The sequence below is a fragment of the Virgibacillus sp. Bac332 genome (assembly GCF_003667785.1).
GTDB classification, from domain to species: domain Bacteria; phylum Bacillota; class Bacilli; order Bacillales; family Amphibacillaceae; genus Virgibacillus; species Virgibacillus salarius.
Window position 1 is genome coordinate 3,072,888 of record NZ_CP033046.1, and the last position, 17,447, is coordinate 3,090,334.

Sequence of the window (17,447 nt, forward strand, 5' to 3'; positions counted from 1 at the left end):
TTTATTAAAAGAGGAATGTATATTGGTCAGTTAATCATAGCTGATTATGTTCTTCCTGAAACCTTTCCCGTAAGTATAATTAGCTTAGAATTATTATTCGTTTTTACATATATTCGATTTAGCGATGTCCAAACCTGTATTAGTAATTCTTCGTGATAATTATTGCAATAATGACAAATACTAGCTATAGATTAACGCAATAAGGGATGATTTTATGGCAGAACAGGTATATTTACGAATGAAAAAAAATATGGAGATAATAGGTTATCAAGAATTAAAGCTTAAAGATATTGCATATCTTTCGACTAATGCGTCAGAGAAAGAAAAGCTGGAAAATTTACCTATTTATCGAATAACAAAAAAAGATAAAAACATTGTAATCCTTGACAGCTTTTTAATTATAGAGCATTTAAATCATGATTTCACCAACCTGGAATTCCAACTAATCGGACCACCGCAAACCATAATACGTATCCAAGAGAAAAAGAAGTCACCATCCGTAATGATTGCAATTGGTGTTTGGATTCTTTTATTCGTTGGGACAGCGATGACGATTATGAATTTCCATTATGATGTGAGTATGCAGGAAGTTCACCAAAAAATTCATTACTTACTAACAGGTCAAGAAAAAGAATTTCCATTATGGCTTCAAATTCCCTATTCGTTTGGATTAGGTATTGGCATGTTATTGTTCTTTAACCATTGGTTTAATAAACGGTTTAATGAAGAGCCCAGCCCCTTAGAAGTAGAAATTTATAACTATCAGCAGGATCTCGATAATTATGTGATTCATTATGAGAATAAATTAAACGATGCCCCCCCTCCTAAATAGCCTCATCGAATTAATTATTGGCTTTGCTGGTGGTCTTGCTGTTGGGGGTGGTTATGTAGCATTTATTACTGTCTTAGGTATTGTTCCTCGGCTTATTCAACTGAGTAAAACAGAACCATTTCTTAATATTTATGCGGCATGTATTTTGCTTGGGTCACTTTTTGGTACGTTTTTGTCATTCACTAATATTACCTGGAATTACTCCTTTGTATTTATTATGATCTGGGGTATATTACAAGGAATATTTAACGGAATGCTTGCTGCAGCATTAACCGAGGTTTTAAATGTATTCCCAATACTATATAAACGAATAGGTATTGAAAAGCACACAATGTGGCTATTAATGGCAATTGTGTTTGGTAAAATAGCTGGATCGATATTTCAATGGGTTTATTTTGTAAAACAATAAGAATCGAGGCGATACATGATGAATAATAAAGATAAGAAAATACCAATCTCTCCAAAAATAAAGGATACAGAAAACTATTTAAAAAAACGACTTGGTATCGGTGTATCGTTTGATCTGGGGTTTCGTGAAATTGTACTTTTGAAAAGAAAGGTACAAATATATTATGTAACTGGTTTATGTGATTCCATCATCATTCAAGATTTAATAAAAGAATTAGTGAATTTAAATGATCATGAGTCAAATAGCAAAAAGCTACCAGAGATTATAGAAAATCGTTTACTCCATCAACAGGTGAATCAAGCAAAAACAATGGATGAAGCAGTGGATCAAATGCTATCAGGACTCATTGTTGTGTTTGTAGATGGTGAGGATTACGCATTTATTGTTGACGTTAGGAATTATCCGGGAAGAACCCCAGAAGAACCTGATACAGAACGTGTTGTTCGTGGTTCACGTGATGGATACACGGAAAACATTATTGAAAATACTGCTTTGACTAGAAGAAGGATTCGAGATGCTAGACTACGGAATGAAATGTTAAAAGTGGGTGAGCGATCAAAAACAGACGTATGTCTTAGTTATATTCAGGACGTTGCGGATGAAGGATTAATACATCTTATAAAAGAACGAATTGAGGCAATTGAAATTGATGGTATCTCGATGGCAGATAAAACAATTGATGAATTTATCATAAATCGTAAATGGATACCATACCCACTCGTTCGTTATACAGAAAGACCGGACGTAGCAGCTAATCACCTACTGGAAGGTCATGTATTAATTACGGTTGATACATCGCCCAGTGTGATCATATTACCAACGACTTTTTTTCATCATTTACAGCATGCTGAAGAATATCGACAAACACCAGCCATCGGAACGTTTGTGCGTTGGATTCGATTTTTTGCAGTTTTTGCTTCCATGTACTTGTTACCATTATGGTTATTATTTGTAATGGAGCCGGAGCTATTACCAAAAGAGTTGGCTTTTATCGGGCCAAATGAAGACGGTAATATATCTATTCCGGTTCAAATTGTAATGGCGATGGTCGGAATTGAATTTTTACGAATGGCAGCAATCCATACGCCAAATCCGCTTTCAACCTCGATGGGATTGATTGCTGCTGTATTGATTGGACAAATTGCTATTGATGTGGGAATGTTTAGTCCGGAAGTAATCCTCTATGTCTCTATAAGCGCAATTGGATCTTATGTAACACCAAGTTATGAGCTTAGTATCTCGAATAAAATTGTTAACATCCTGTTTGTTATTATTACCGGCATGTTTGGACTTTATGGGTTTATTGGGTTATTCTTGGTTCACCTCATCGTATTAGCAAGCTTAAAATCCTTAAAAACACCTTATTTATGGCCGTTTATGCCATTTAATGCAAAAGCCATGCTACATACGATTGTGCGAATCCCTATGCCGTTTACAAATAGTCGACCTAGTATTGTCCACCCGAAAAATAATTACCGTCAACCCTCAAAAAAATAGAACAAATAAACATACTAATGATAGTGGGTAAAGTCATCAACCAATGATTTCACCCATTATTTTTCTTTTAGAGTTATAGTGAGACTAGTTTTAATCGTTCGAATTATGATGTGAATAATATACTTTTGAGCCATCCTCTTTTCATTTATATTTTATTATGATAAAGTTTTTAATTATAAATTCAGAAAACCATTATGGAGGACTTTCACAATGATTATTGATAACCATCCATTTGAGGTAAACGACAAAGGGCATCTAGTTATAGGTGGGGCAGATGCTGTCGAACTTGCACAAAAGTATGGCACACCACTATATGTCTATGATGTAAATATAATACGTAACAATTGCAAAGCATTTATCGAGACCTTTGATAAAATGGAGGTTACAGCTAAAGTTGCCTATGCAAGTAAAGCTTTTTCAAGTATTGCTATGTTACAAATAATGAAACAGGAGAACATGTGTTTAGATGTGGTTTCTGAGGGCGAATTGTACACAGCGCTGCAAGCAGAATTTCCAACTGAAAAAATCCATCTCCATGGAAATAATAAAAGTTTGAATGAGCTGCGCATGGCAATTGAAAACGATATTGGTTGTATAGTGGTTGATAATTTTCGAGAAATTGAGCTTATTGGAAGATTATTAAAGGAATATAACAAGCAAATGGATGTTTTAATGCGTGTTACACCTGGAATAGAGTCGAAGACGCATCAATACATAATGACTGGTAATGAAGATTCAAAATTCGGCTTTAATCTGAATAACGGCCAAGCTGAAGAAGCCTTTAAATTATTGTGGAATCATGAATTTATTAAGTTTAAAGGATTACATTGCCACATAGGATCACAAATCTTCGAAACAGATCGTTTCTTGATCGCTACAGAGGTATTATTCCAAGAACTTAAAAACTGGAAGAATACGTATGGATTCATACCTGAAGTATTAAATCTAGGTGGAGGTTATGGAATTCGCTATACTTCAGAAGAATCGCCAATTTCTTATGATATCTATGTTAAAGAACTGGTGACAGAAGTCAAAAAACATGTACAAATGCTAGCAATACCAATGCCTGAAATATGGTTAGAGCCAGGAAGAGCTATTGCTGGAAATGCAGGACTAACACTATATACAGTAGGTGCTATTAAACATATCCCTGGTATTAGAAATTATGTATCTGTCGATGGCGGTATGACAGATAACTTAAGGCCAGCGTTATACCAAGCTAAATACGAGGCTGTAATAGCAAATAAAGCCAGTGCTCCTCCAATCAGCGAAGTATCAATCGCTGGTAAATGTTGTGAATCAGGCGACATGTTAATTTGGGATCTTCCTCTTCCGAAAGTAGATCATGGCGATATTCTCGCTGTTTTTTCAACTGGTGCGTATGGATATTCGATGGCAAATCACTATAATCGTTTTGCTAAACCAGCTGTCGTTTTTGTAGAGGATAGCCAAGATAAATTAGTTGTTAAACGTGAGAGCTATCAAGATATTATTAGTCACGATTTAAGTTACGAATAGTACTGATGTCAACAACAATTCTTTTCTTTCGTTAAATTAAGTGATAAAATGTACGATAGTTGAAAATAGAAAAGGAGACTTAAACATGGCTAAAAAAGGATATATTGTAATGGAAAATAATAATAAAATTGAATTTGATTTATATGAAGACGCAGCACCAAATACAGTTGCTAACTTTGAAAAATTGGTGAATGATGGATTTTATAATGGTTTAACATTTCATCGTGTAATTCCAGGTTTCGTAAGTCAAGGAGGCTGCCCAAATGGTAACGGAACTGGTTCAGCAGGATATACGATTAAGTGTGAAACAGAAGGTAATCCACATAAACATTTAGAAGGATCACTATCAATGGCTCATGCTGGCAAAGATACAGGAAGCTGTCAATTTTTCATTGTACATGAGCCACAACCACATCTTAACGGGGTTCATACCGTTTTTGGACAAGTGACATCTGGTATTGAATTTGCTAAATCAATGCAAAATGGCGATGTGATGAAGGAAGTAAAAGTGTACAGCGAATAGGTTTGTTTTTCCTAAAGGATGGAATAGATGGAATTGATAATGCTTGTTTATTTACTAGCAATAATTGCTCCAATTAGTATATTTATACATGAATTTGGCCATGCTATAGCTGCATGGTTGGTTGGTGCAGACCGAATCTATATATCTATTGGGACAGGCAAAAAAGGAATATCCTTTAATTTCAATAAATTTTATATTACGCTGTTTCCACTATTTTTCTTGGGTGGGATCGCATTAAGTGAGCGGACTCCTAGTTATCGACCACGTGAAAAGATTCTTATTTCGCTGTTTGGCCCAGTTATGAGTGGATGTGTATCTGTTATACTTTGGGCTATTCATCAGAGCCATCCTAACCCCTTTATTCATCTATCGATGTTATTTAACGGTTGGATAGCTTTAATGAATTTGTTACCTTTTGCATACAAAGGGAAACAGACAGATGGGTATAAAATGTTACGGCTTGTACGAAAGAAAAAATGGATTAACAAATAACATTCACATATAAATAGTAATTCTAAATTTGACAAATACGTTTTTACATGCATAAATATAATTACAAACTCCAACTGTAGCTTATGGAATAATACTACAGAAATTTACAACGTCTAACTACGCGGAATATAATTAACTTCCCAAAGTTCTCATAAGTTATAACGTTAATGAGGGGTATCTATGTTAATACGCTTTAAGAAGAACTTAGAAAAAATTGCAATGGGTTTATTATCTTTTATGCCAGAAGAAAAAGATGTAAAAAAATTGCAACAAACGATAAAAGAATATGAAACAAATCCAGATTGGCATCTTTATTTGTGGAAAGAAGAAGATATTTTAGGTGCTATAGGGGTTAGGGTTGAAGGCGAAATTAACGCTGTTATTCAGCATGTTTCTGTGAACCCTTCACATCGTAATCTCGGGATTGGCAAAAAGATGATGAACGAAGTAACTCGCCTTTATCAGGATAAATATGCTGTTTGTGCTGAAGAGGAGATACAGCATTTTTATTCAAAATGCGATGCATTTAAGGAAGAGAAGGATAAGGAATAAAAAGCCAGCCCTATATTGGGGCCGGCTTTTATTTTCGTGTGCTGGTTAACATGTAAGTTATTTACTTAGAGCCAAGCAGCACCGACAATAATTAATAAAATGAACAATACAACGATTAACGCGAATCCTCCGCCGTATCCATATCCACCACTCATGATGAAATACCTCCTTTTTCTTCTTAGCATAAATGTTTTGTGATAACATTTATCTTACATTAATAACGTATGACGGTAGATCAATTCGTGTATGGGCGTTTATAATTAATGATATAATTTTTGAATGAAGGGACGGAATAAGTTGAATCAAGCTTACCAGGTTAAATTAGATACATTTGAAGGCCCGCTTGATTTATTACTGCATTTGATTAATCAATACGAGATTGATATTTATGATATTCCGGTTGCAACAATTACAGAGCAGTATATGACTTATATTCATACAATGCAACGCCTTGAATTAAATATTGCAAGTGAATATTTAGTTATGGCAGCGACGCTTGTTGAGATTAAAAGTCAAATGCTACTACCAAAGCCCGAGTTAGAGGAAGAATCGGAGGAATATATGGAAGACCCACGGGAAGAATTGATGCAGCGATTAATAGAATATAGAAAGTATAAGGAAGCAGCTGTCCAGCTACAGGAGAAGGAAATAGAAGCAAATCAGATTTTCACAAGGCCACCTATCGAATTTGATAATTATGTACAGGAAGTCCCTGCAGTCGTTCAAGGTGATACCTCCGTATATGATATGTTAAATGCATTGAATAAAATGTTAGAGCGAAAGAAATGGAATCAACCACTAGATACAAAAATTAAGCGAGCAGAAATATCTATTGAGCAAAGAATGGAAGAGGTTTTACGTGTTGTAAATGAAGCAAAGGATGGAATATTATTTGATGATCTATTTACATATCAATCACGATCACACATCGTTGTAACATTTATTGCTCTTTTAGAATTAATGAAAGAGAATCAAGTATATTGTGAACAAACGGAACAGTTGGAAGCTTTATATGTGTATAACATGGAGGAATAAAGGTGGAAATTACGAAATTAAAGGCAATTGTTGAAGGTCTGTTGTTTGCTTCAGGAAATGAAGGAATAACGATTAAACAGTTGTCTAAAGTATTAGAAATTACGGAAGCAACAGTCGAACACTTAATTGAAGAGCTTAAGTATGACTATGACAATACCGATCGGGGCATTATGATCATGCAGGCTCATGAAGTATATCATTTAACAACAAAACCAGAGCATAGTCCTTATTATAAAAAGCTGTTAGAAACTCCTCAAACGACAAGGATGTCTCAAGCCGCGTTAGAAACTCTTGCAATTATTGCCTATCAGCAGCCAATTACAAGAACAGAAATAGAAGAAATTAGAGGAGTAAAGAGTGATCGACCAGTTCAAACGCTTCTTTCTCGGCTTTTAATTGAAGAGGTGGGGAGAAAGGATAGCGTAGGAAAACCCATATTATTTGCTACCTCTAAAGAGTTTTTAACTTATTTTGGTTTGACATCACTTGAGGAGTTACCACCACTTCCAGAAAATACAGAGTCAGATGAGCTGGAATCGGAGGCGGATTTGTTTTTTGAACGATTCAGCGAAAACCTATCGAATAGAAATACAGACTAATTTAATATGCTATATGTTGCTTTAAAGTAACGAATGTACTGATTCATTTAAATAAAAAGCGCGTTGCAATATACCTTCAACTGGAAGTGCAAGTTCCTTGAAGAAGCGGCAAGCGTTTTTTTGTAGTCTAGGAAATTATAAAAATTGCCTATGTAGATAAATATGGGCGTGTTGAGCCGTGTCCAGCTCCAGCACCCAGAAACGTAGCGACTTCATGAATCGCCCTAATCTAAGTCCTCATTGGCTCACAAGCTCACCGTGATTTCCTTTATCTCCATTGGCTCACTCCAGTAATTACGTTTCTAATCGGGCGCTAGCGCTTTTGTTCTAAGTTAAGAAAGTATAAAATCAGTGCAATGACTGCGTTAAGCCAAGTAGTTATTTTGAAATGTTTGATGTATATTGGCAATGCTCCGACGAATTGCTTCGCTTTCCGCGGGCACGGGCCTCAACTAACTTTGCAAAGAAGAACACGTTGCAAAGTGGATTTTCGGCTCGCGCAATTCCCGCAGGAGTCTACGTAATTCGTCTCCGCTATGAGAAGGTGCAACAATTCTTGTCATAAGTAAATAGGTTGACTTTTTTTACAATGGGTAAAGTGAAAATCGCTATCCGTGAGTATAAAAGCAGCTGTGTTACTTCATGCTAGCGTTGTAGAGCCTGATAATAGCGAAGGCCGGCCACTTCAACTCCTGTGGGAAATGTTTGACCTGAAGATCCACTTTTTTGAGCGGGTTTTGCTAAAAAAGTTAGCTGAAGGACAAACCCCACGGAAAGGGAAGTGGGCAGCCGGAGTGGTGGTCAAGCAGTAGCTATTATTCCATAATAGCTACTAGAGGAAGCGTAAATCTGAGCATTTAGTGATAAGGACTGAGCGAATTTTGCTCCGTTTTTCTTATGCGGTGAAGCAGAATGTCGAACGATTAAAAACCATTCTAATAAGTAATCTGTCCTCTTTACCTATATGCACAGACAGAGCAAATGGGCATATGGTACATAGAGGTGGTTAATATGGATAATACAGTACATCAATATTTAAATGATCTTATGGATTGGGGAAATGACATAAGTCGGGGGTTAGATGAATCTCTATCGCAAGACAAAAATGAACAAATATTGGAACGCTTAAGAAGTTGGCAATCTACCATTCTTCACTTAAAGGAATCGGAACAATTCATCAGTCAACATGACTTAACAGCAATAAATGCAGAAGGAGAGCGAATTTTGTTTGATATCAAACATTCGAAACAAATAAACAATAGAAATAAGGGAATTCCATATGGACAACGGAAACTTCCGGCTCTGCCATATGCATACAATGCGCTCGAACCTTACATTAGTGAAGAAATAATGCGATTACATCATGACAAGCATCATCAAGGTTATGTCGATGGATTAAATAAAGCGGAGAAAGAACTATATATTAAAAAGCCAGATGCTAAATTTATGAAATATTGGCTTAGGGAACAAGCTTTTCATGGATCAGGACACCAACTGCATACCATTTTTTGGTTCAATATGACTCCCAATTCAACAAAGCAGCCAGAAGGTGAATTATCGCAAAAATTAAACAACGATTTTGGCACATGGGAGCAATTTAAAGCGTTGTTTACCAAAACTGCAACCTCCGTTGAAGGAGATGGTTGGGCTCTTCTATATTGGAACCCGAGGAACGGAAAGCTAGGGGTTCAGTCCTTTGAAAAACATCAATTCTTTCAAATTGCTGATATCATCCCCTTATTAGTATTAGATATGTGGGAACATGCTTATTACTTGCAATATAAAACCGACAAAAAAGCATATATCGAGAATTGGTGGAATGTTGTCAATTGGAATAATGTAAATAATAGGTATAAAAAAGCCAAAAGTCTAATGTGGAACTTATTCTAATTGATGTGCAGTATCTATAAATTACAAAAGTAGGTTATAAACTGCTGTTCCTTTAATGAACAATTGGCATAGGTATATTGTTAATGCATTTGAGGGCGTTCTTAGCTGTGCGAGGAAGTTGAAGCCATGCCCGCGGAAAGTGAAGTATTTTGGATGGAGTGATGATAGAACTTCTTTGAAGTAAACAGATTAAAAAATAAAGTACTTTTGTCCATGCCTCAACGTGTTAGGCTTTTTTTGAACTGTTAAAGGATCTCCATTACTAAAGGTTCGATATGAAATGCTTCCATTAGCTTTCATGCATACAGACGTCTCATTTGCTTTTTTATATATATCTAATTCTTCACTCATGCCCACGCTCTATAAATTCACATCGCATATTCAATAAAGAGAAACTTCCATCCGTGGGGGATTTGTTTATCGCCTACGGATGGTTAGTACCACAAGAGTATGACCTAAAGGTCCTTGAACCAATCGGACATTTACTGGCAGTGGACTCCACACTTTCCCATATTGCTTTTCCTTTATTACTTGAAGTAGGGGTCTTACTGCCAGTTATATGAGGGATAAATCCTAAAAACCAGTAAAGAACAATAATGTAAGTCAATCATAATAGAATATCTAACGCGAAACTGTTTCTTTTAATCATATCTCAATTGTACATGCATAAACTGTATAGACAACACCACCGTAGGAGGAAACCTGCTTATGCGCATTGTAACAGTTGGTATAATAGTACTTATTATCTTGCTATTTTTCCCTTCCATTGGACAAGCAAAGCCGGAAATATCTGGTCAAAATGCGATATTAATGGAGCAATCTACTGGTAGAGTATTATTTGAAAAGAATGCTCATGATCCAGAATCGATTGCGAGTATTACGAAAATTATGACCGCGATTATTGCAATTGAATCAGGGAAAATGCAAGAGAAGGCAAAGACAAGCCGAAAAGCAATATACACGGAGGGCTCCTCGATTTATTTAGAGCAGGGAGAAAAAATGACAATTAACGATCTGGTTTATGGGCTTATGCTTCGATCAGGGAATGATGCAGCTGTTGCTATAAGTGAGCATATTGGCGGGAGTGAAGAGGGGTTTGTTTATCTCATGAACGAAAAAGCGAAATGGCTTGGGATGAATCATACACACTTCGATAACCCTCATGGTCTTGATTCGGATAGCCATTATTCTTCTGCATACGATATGGCAATCTTAATGAGCTACGCAATGAAAAATAAAACGTTTAGAAAAATTACAGGTGCCCAATCGTATTTGTCAGAAAATCGAACATACAGCTGGCAAAATAAAAATAAATTATTAACGCAATATTATGATTATTGCACTGGTGGAAAAACAGGCTATACCAAAAAAACGGGAAGAACACTTGTATCTTCCGCTGAAAAGGATGGAATGAGCCTTATAGCTGTAACATTAGATGCTCCAGATGATTGGCGTGATCATATCCAGATGTTTGAATGGGGGTTTACGAATTATGATATGGAAAAAATTGCAGAGGAGAAATCTATATCCTTTAAGTTAAATGAAAGCTCCAAAGTAATGTCCGGCTATATGCAGGATGATATTGCGTACCCCCTAACCGATAAAGAAAAAGCGAAAGTAACAAATCAATTGTATATAGTAAAGGATGCATCGGAAATAACCAGTGAACGAATCGGTAAAAATGTATTCTACTTAGATGGCAAAGAAATTGCCGAAACGGATGTATTACGAAATGAACAAAAATTAGAACAGCGGAAAACTATTTTTGAGTCATTTATATCGTTGCTTCAACAAGTAGTTGGTGTTGGTGTCAAATGGTAAATGTGATTTGGGCTGCTATGGCACTAGTTGGAATTTTCTACGCCATGCTAAATGGAACAATGGACAAGGTTAACGAGGCAATTTTCGAAAGTGCAAATGAAGCCGTAACATTGTCCATTGGGCTAATAAGTGTGCTTGTATTTTGGTTAGGTATTATGAAAATTGCTGAAGAAGCAGGTATTCTAAGTATCCTTGCAAGGCTCTTTCGTCCAATAGTCGTCCGGTTATTTCCGGATATCCCCAAAGATCATCCAGCTATTGGTTATATACTTTCTAATTTTACTGCCAATATATTTGGTTTAGGAAATGCAGCTACTCCTATGGGAATAAAAGCAATGGAGCAAATGAAACAATTAAGTGGAGATGATACTGCTTCACGATCGATGATTACATTTCTGGCCTTAAATACATCTAGCCTCACGTTAATACCAACTACGGTAATTGCTATTCGAATGCAGTACAATTCCGTTTCTCCTACAGAAATTGTAGGGGCAACGATATTAGCTACATTGGTTTCTTCTTTAAGTGCCATAGTAATTGATCGTATTTTTCATTATAAGAGCAAGTGGAGGACATAAGTGATGGAATTAATAACGACAGTGAGCGCCTGGTTAATCCCTTGTTTTATTGCAATTGTTTTGGTTACAGCTACGTTTAAGAAAGTTCCCTCATATGAATTATTTGTTGAAGGAGGAAAGGAAGGAGTCAAAATGGCATTTTCCTTACTTCCTTTTTTAGTTGGTATGATTGTGTCAATATCCATACTTCGTAGCTCTGGTGCACTAGAAGCTTTTATTCAGTTGATATCCCCCTTGTTAACGATGGTTGGGATACCACCCGATATCATTCCCCTAGCTTTAGTAAGACCTATATCAGGTACTGCTGCACTGGGAATGACAACAGAATTAATTGATACACACGGCCCCGATTCATTTATTGGTAGGTTAGCATCAACGATGCAGGGCAGTACGGATACAACACTATATATTTTAACAATATATTTTGGTGCTATTGGAATTAAAAAGATGCGATATGCGTTGAAAGTTGGACTATTAGCTGATTTAATTGGTATAATAGCATCAATCGTTATTGTATCCATATTATTTGGATAAGACTTAAGAGTGGCGTTAACTTCTTGTTAACGCTATTATAATGGTTGAAAATATATAGGTAATGGTGATAAAATGTCAAATTCCAAAGAACGTTTACAAAAAGTAATTGCACAAAGCGGTATAACCTCAAGGCGTAAAGCTGAACAGTTAATACAAGAAGGAAAAGTTAAGGTGAATCAAAAAGTAGTGACGAAGCTTGGAACAAAAGTGACTGCAAATGATGAAATAGAGGTAGATGGTATGCCGTTGGAAAAAGAAGCTCCAGTTTATTTTATGTTATACAAGCCAAGAGGAGTAATATCCAGCTTACAAGATGATAAAGGAAGAAAAGTGGTAACCGATTTACTTGGTGAAGTAGACGAGCGTGTTTTTCCAATTGGAAGATTAGATTATGATACATCTGGAATACTGATACTAACGAATGATGGTGAATTTGCTAATCTTCTAATGCACCCACGTTATGAGGTTGACAAAGTATATATAGCAAAAGTCAAAGGTACTCCAGAGAAATCGGAATTAGCTCAATTAAGAAAAGGAGTACGCTCAGATGGTGATCTATTGAAGGCAATCCAGTATCGCGTACTATCTACCGACAGGAAAAATAATCATATGATTTTGCAACTAACCTTACGTGAAGGCAAAAATAGACATGTACGCAGAATGATGGATGGGTTAGGATACCCTGTATTAAAGCTAAAGAGGGAAAATTATGGGCTTTTAACCTTGGATGGATTAAAACCAGGGGAATATCGCCCATTAACCCCTAAGGAAGTAAAGCAAATGCGTAATTTGGCAACAAAAAATGTTGAAGAATAGTCAAAAAATAATAGCAAGCAAAATGATATAATGACTCTGGGAGTTGATTCGTTTGAGTCTTGAAGAAATGAAAAAAAAGAAGAAGAGCAAAAAGCGAAACCGCTTAATTTTTAGGTCTGTTATTTTAGCAATATTAGTAGCTGCTGTTGTTTTTGCTGTGATATCAAATCTAAAAGAGGATAAGATTATCTATAAAGTAGGGGACGATGCACCTGATTTCCAGTTGCAGCAAATTAATAAAAACAACGAGACTGAAACGATTCGGTTAAGTGACCTAGAAGGAAAAGGTGTAATGCTTAATTTTTGGGGTACGTGGTGTGAACCTTGTAAAGCCGAAATGCCCTATATGCAGAAATTGTACCCTAAATACAAAGAGAAGGGAGTAGAGATTGTAGCAGTCAGTCTAGATTCGACAAAATTGGTTGTCGATCGATTTATAGAAGAGTATGATTTAACTTTCCCTATTCCTTTTGATAAAAGTGGACAAGTAAGGGACTTGTATAAAGTAGGTCCGATTCCTAGTACTGTATTCATTAATCCAGAAGGAAAGATTGAAGAAGTAGTGAACGGTGCTTTAACATTAGATCGATTAGAAGGATACCTTCAGGAAATAGAGCCGAAATAGCAACAGAGTCTATAATTATGGAGAGATTTAAATGAAAAAAATTAAATGTGAATGCGGTCATGTAAATCCAGAAGGTACTGTGCTTTGCGAGGCATGTGGTAAACCAATAGAAGGAAACCAACACATAGACGGCAATGATAAGAAAAAATTACTTAACATGCGTTATGATGGTACCGCGCGCAGATCACAAACATACAATAAATCGATAGTGGATAAGATATGGAGCTTTTTCTCTTCGGTGAAGGTAGGGGTTTGGCTAATTGTTATTGCTTTAGTAGCATCGGCGATTGGCTCCATATTTCCGCAAGAAATGTACATACCTCAAAATGCAGTTTCACGTGATCCCGCTATTTTTTATGAAGAGCGCTATGGCATTTTTGGATTAATATTCTATCAACTTGGTTTTCATAATCTATACAGCTCATGGTGGTATATGATTTTAATCGCTTTGATTGGTGTATCACTCGTAATCTGTAGTCTCGATCGGTTCGTGCCATTGTTTAAAGCACTTCGAAAACAACGGGCGAAACGGCATGAGACTTTTCTAAGCAGGCAACGGCTATTTAGTGAAACAGAAACTGTATCTTCTGAAGACTGGGCTGCCCTTAAAGAAGGCTTAAAGAAACAACGCTATAAAATGACAGAAGAAGATGGACATCTTCTCGCGGAAAAGGGGAGATTTTCGAGATGGGGTCCGTATGTTAATCATATCGGTTTAATCATTATTCTACTTGCAGCCTTGCTACGAACAACTCCGCTTTTTTATATGGATGAATATGTATGGATACGTGAGGGCGAACAGCTCGTGCTGCCAGGGACAGATCAGGAATATTATATAAAGAATAAAGATTTTATCATTGATAATCATGATCCGAATGATACACGTTTTAAAGAGGCAATCTCCAAAGAGGGGGGAGAAGTACCTAGTAATTACCAAACTGACGTCATTATTTATAAGGCAAAGCAACCAGAAGTAACTGGGGCAGAACCTGAATTAGAAAAAATTATCGAGGACGACATTCGCATGAATAAGCCTGTTAAATTTGATGGTTATGCTGTTTATCAACAAGGCTATCAATTAAACGAATTTACTAGTATGTCGTTTAAGGTGCATAAAACAGATGATCCTGATGAAAAGGCTCTGGGCTCGTTTACTATTGATTTAACTTCCCCTAAGTCGGAATACAAGCTAGAAAATGGCTTTCGAGTAGAAATTAATAAATACTATCCAGATTATTATTTGGATGATGATGGTGTACCAGCCTCAGAAACGAATTATCCTAGAAATCCAGCGTTTGTTATGCTAGTACATCCTCCAAACGGGGAAGAGCCAGAAATTAGCTTCTTAGGGATTGGTAAAAATATTGATGCAACAGGTGAAAATGATTACAACGTAGGAATTACTGATTTTGAAATGCATGATGTGAGTGGGTTACGGATTAGACGTGATTACTCATTACCGTATTTCATGGTTGGGGCAGTAATTTTTATGATTGGAGTTATACAAGGAATGTATTGGCAACATCGGAGAATCTGGATTCGGCCTAAAGATGGTGGAATATTACTAGCTGCACATACGAACAAAAATTGGCATGGAGTAAAAAAAGATATAGAAAAGGTAATTGCAGGTACGAAAGTAAAAATGGTTTCAGATCAGCAAGAACTGGATGAATAGCTAATAAGCTATAAGGAGGGTTTATATGAGTAATAATTTCATTGAATTAAGCAGTACGCTGCTTTATACTGCTTTTTTCCTTTACTTAATAGCAACGGTGTTTTTCTCTTTTACAATTGGGAGTAAACGGAAATCAGATGGAAAGGCAGCAAAAATAGGAATTACTTTAGCAATAATTGGCTTTTTAGCACAGGTGTCATACTTTATCACAAGATGGATGGGGAGTGGACATGCTCCTGTTAGTAACTTATTCGAATTCATGACGTTCTTTGGTATGGCAATTGTGTTAGGGTTTATCATTATTTATTTTATTTACAAACTTCCTGTACTGGGGTTGTTTGCTCTACCAGTAGCACTAATTATCATCGCGTATGCGAGTATGTTCCCAACCGAGGTATCGCCTCTTATTCCATCACTGCAAAGTCATTGGTTATATATACATGTAACAACTGTGTCACTTGCACAGGGAATATTAACGATCAGCTTTGTTGCGGGATTAATTTATTTAATAAGACAAATTGATCAAACCAAACTTACAAGAAGATCATTTTCATTAGAAGTTATTCTTTATTCATTAATACTCTTTGTAGGATTTATACTAGCTTCGACCCTATTTAGTGTGATGAATTACAATGTTTCATTTGAACAACCTACTACTGGTAATAATGTTGTTGAAGTAGAATATCATATGCCGGCGATAGCTAGTCCGAATGATAGTACATTAATTACAAAAGATGTCATGAACCCGTGGTTTGAGACACCGGAATGGATGCATGGAGCTGATGCAGGTAGAAAATTAAACACGCTTATTTGGTCATTCATCTTCGGTACAGGTCTCTATCTTTTATTATTTCTTGTTTTCAGAAAAAGGATTGGTGCGGTAATCCAACCGTTACTTAAAAATGCAAGACCAGATCTACTTGACGAGATATGTTATCGAGCGGTCGCAATTGGCTTCCCAGCTTTCACTTTAGGTGGACTAATCTTTGCGGCAATCTGGGCAGAAGAAGCTTGGGGTAGATTCTGGGGCTGGGATCCGAAAGAGGTTTGGGCTCTCATTACTTGGTTCTTCTATGCAGCGTTTTTACATCTACGATTATCAAGAGGATGGCATGGAGAAAAATCCGCTTGGTTAGCAGCGGTTGGGTTTGCAATCATTATGTTTAATTTAATTGTTGTAAACCTTGTACTTGCAGGGCTACACTCTTATGCATAACATGAAATGATAGCAAGGCATCATTATACTTCTAGTGATGCCTTGTTTTTTCTTATACTTTTTGAACATCTTCGTTTATACTCATAATAGAATAGGTAACGTTAAGGGGGATCAACTAGCATGGATATAGAAGCTAAAGTTTTGATAGTAGATGATGAAGAAAGAATTCGACGATTATTACGTATGTATATGGAGCGTGATGGTTTTACTGTGGAAGAAGCAGAAAATGGAACGGATGCATTAGAGCTCGCATTAAATAATGACTATGATGTTATTCTGTTGGATATCATGATGCCAGAAATGGATGGAATCGAAGTCTGCCAGGAGCTAAGGAAAGAAAAAGACACACCTGTTATTATGCTGACGGCAAAAGGGGAAGAAGCTAATCGTGTCCAAGGATTTGAAATAGGTGTTGATGATTATATTGTTAAACCGTTTAGTCCACGTGAAGTGGTATTACGTGTGAAAGCAATCCTTCGTAGGGTGACCAGTTCATCGTTTAATGAAACAGAATCTGCGACAAAAAATATTATGGTCTTCCCACATATTACGATTGATCATGATGCACATCGAGTAACTGCTGACGGAAAAGAAGTAAGTCTAACTCCAAAAGAATATGAGTTATTGTGTTTTTTAGCTAAATCTCCTGATAAAGTATTTAATCGTGAACATTTGCTAAAGGAAGTATGGCAATATGAATTCTTTGGAGATTTACGGACAGTTGATACCCATGTTAAACGATTAAGAGAGAAGCTGAATCATGTTTCTAAAGAGGCAGCAAAAATGATCGTGACAGTATGGGGTGTAGGCTATAAATTTGAGGTGGATGAATAAT

The 17,447-nt window shown here is 36.3% G+C and carries 20 protein-coding genes; 19 read left to right on the forward strand and 1 reads right to left on the reverse strand.

Going from position 1 to position 17,447, the window contains the following annotated elements; genetic code table 11:
• The first annotated feature begins 214 nt into the window (after window positions 1–214).
• From D9782_RS14620 to D9782_RS14650, 7 genes are all read left to right on the forward strand, one after another.
• Window positions 215–832, forward strand: a complete 618-nt coding sequence (locus D9782_RS14620; protein WP_026681064.1) for a stage V sporulation protein AA — start codon at window positions 215–217, stop codon at window positions 830–832.
• Entirely contained in the window at window positions 813–1,241 is a 429-nt protein-coding gene (locus D9782_RS14625) for a stage V sporulation protein AB (protein WP_121605078.1), read from the forward strand. The genes D9782_RS14620 and D9782_RS14625 overlap by 20 nt, the downstream gene beginning before the upstream one ends.
• Before the next feature lie 18 nt (window positions 1,242–1,259).
• The gene (locus D9782_RS14630) at window positions 1,260–2,738 is read left to right on the forward strand and encodes a spore germination protein (RefSeq protein ID WP_121605079.1); all 1,479 of its coding nucleotides are present in this window, start codon (window positions 1,260–1,262) and stop codon (window positions 2,736–2,738) included.
• Between the two features lie 210 nt (window positions 2,739–2,948).
• Complete coding sequence (lysA, locus tag D9782_RS14635) at window positions 2,949–4,256, forward strand: diaminopimelate decarboxylase (RefSeq protein WP_121605080.1); 1,308 nt, start codon at window positions 2,949–2,951, stop codon at window positions 4,254–4,256.
• An 85-nt stretch (window positions 4,257–4,341) separates the two neighbouring features.
• Window positions 4,342–4,779 carry a peptidylprolyl isomerase gene (locus D9782_RS14640; protein WP_026681062.1) on the forward strand — a complete coding sequence of 146 codons (438 nt, stop codon included), beginning with the start codon at window positions 4,342–4,344 and terminating at the stop codon, window positions 4,777–4,779.
• Between the two features lie 27 nt (window positions 4,780–4,806).
• A complete protein-coding gene (locus tag D9782_RS14645) occupies window positions 4,807–5,271 on the forward strand; it encodes a M50 family metallopeptidase (protein ID WP_026681061.1) in 465 nt (154 codons plus the stop codon).
• 180 nt (window positions 5,272–5,451) lie between these two features.
• Window positions 5,452–5,823 (forward strand): GNAT family N-acetyltransferase, encoded by a 372-nt coding sequence (locus D9782_RS14650; protein ID WP_026681060.1) that lies wholly within the window; start codon window positions 5,452–5,454, stop codon window positions 5,821–5,823.
• 65 nt (window positions 5,824–5,888) lie between these two features.
• On the opposite strand, the gene D9782_RS14655 is transcribed toward D9782_RS14650, so the two are convergent.
• Window positions 5,889–5,978: a YjcZ family sporulation protein gene (locus tag D9782_RS14655; RefSeq protein ID WP_021291215.1), complete on the reverse strand. Its 90-nt coding sequence runs from the start codon at window positions 5,976–5,978 to the stop codon at window positions 5,889–5,891.
• A gap of 142 nt (window positions 5,979–6,120) precedes the next feature.
• On the opposite strand from D9782_RS14655, the gene D9782_RS14660 reads away from it, so the two are divergent.
• From D9782_RS14660 to D9782_RS14715, 12 genes are all read left to right on the forward strand, one after another.
• Complete coding sequence (locus D9782_RS14660) at window positions 6,121–6,858, forward strand: segregation/condensation protein A (protein ID WP_026681059.1); 738 nt, start codon at window positions 6,121–6,123, stop codon at window positions 6,856–6,858.
• A gap of 2 nt (window positions 6,859–6,860) precedes the next feature.
• Entirely contained in the window at window positions 6,861–7,457 is a 597-nt protein-coding gene (gene scpB / locus D9782_RS14665; RefSeq protein ID WP_026681058.1) for an SMC-Scp complex subunit ScpB, read from the forward strand.
• A 614-nt stretch (window positions 7,458–8,071) separates the two neighbouring features.
• The gene (locus D9782_RS14670) at window positions 8,072–8,269 is read left to right on the forward strand and encodes a hypothetical protein (RefSeq protein WP_121603754.1); all 198 of its coding nucleotides are present in this window, start codon (window positions 8,072–8,074) and stop codon (window positions 8,267–8,269) included.
• Between the two features lie 199 nt (window positions 8,270–8,468).
• Window positions 8,469–9,347 (forward strand): superoxide dismutase, encoded by an 879-nt coding sequence (locus tag D9782_RS14675; protein WP_026681057.1) that lies wholly within the window; start codon window positions 8,469–8,471, stop codon window positions 9,345–9,347.
• 708 nt (window positions 9,348–10,055) lie between these two features.
• Window positions 10,056–11,168, forward strand: coding sequence for a D-alanyl-D-alanine carboxypeptidase family protein (locus D9782_RS14680; protein WP_026681056.1), 1,113 nt, complete (start codon window positions 10,056–10,058; stop codon window positions 11,166–11,168).
• Window positions 11,162–11,746 carry a nucleoside recognition domain-containing protein gene (locus D9782_RS14685; protein ID WP_026681055.1) on the forward strand — a complete coding sequence of 195 codons (585 nt, stop codon included), beginning with the start codon at window positions 11,162–11,164 and terminating at the stop codon, window positions 11,744–11,746. Before D9782_RS14680 ends, D9782_RS14685 begins: the two co-directional genes overlap by 7 nt.
• Window positions 11,747–11,749: 3 nt before the next feature.
• On the forward strand, window positions 11,750–12,280 hold the full coding sequence (locus D9782_RS14690; protein ID WP_026681054.1) for a spore maturation protein: 531 nt from the start codon (window positions 11,750–11,752) through the stop codon (window positions 12,278–12,280).
• 72 nt (window positions 12,281–12,352) lie between these two features.
• A complete protein-coding gene (locus tag D9782_RS14695) occupies window positions 12,353–13,096 on the forward strand; it encodes a pseudouridine synthase (RefSeq protein WP_026681053.1) in 744 nt (247 codons plus the stop codon).
• A gap of 67 nt (window positions 13,097–13,163) precedes the next feature.
• Entirely contained in the window at window positions 13,164–13,721 is a 558-nt protein-coding gene (resA, locus tag D9782_RS14700) for a thiol-disulfide oxidoreductase ResA (RefSeq protein WP_371414013.1), read from the forward strand.
• A gap of 31 nt (window positions 13,722–13,752) precedes the next feature.
• Window positions 13,753–15,396: a cytochrome c biogenesis ResB family protein gene (locus D9782_RS14705; RefSeq protein ID WP_026681051.1), complete on the forward strand. Its 1,644-nt coding sequence runs from the start codon at window positions 13,753–13,755 to the stop codon at window positions 15,394–15,396.
• Between the two features lie 25 nt (window positions 15,397–15,421).
• On the forward strand, window positions 15,422–16,612 hold the full coding sequence (ccsB, locus tag D9782_RS14710; RefSeq protein WP_026681050.1) for a c-type cytochrome biogenesis protein CcsB: 1,191 nt from the start codon (window positions 15,422–15,424) through the stop codon (window positions 16,610–16,612).
• Between the two features lie 120 nt (window positions 16,613–16,732).
• Window positions 16,733–17,446 (forward strand): response regulator transcription factor, encoded by a 714-nt coding sequence (locus tag D9782_RS14715; protein ID WP_026681049.1) that lies wholly within the window; start codon window positions 16,733–16,735, stop codon window positions 17,444–17,446.
• Window position 17,447: the final 1 nt, after the last annotated feature.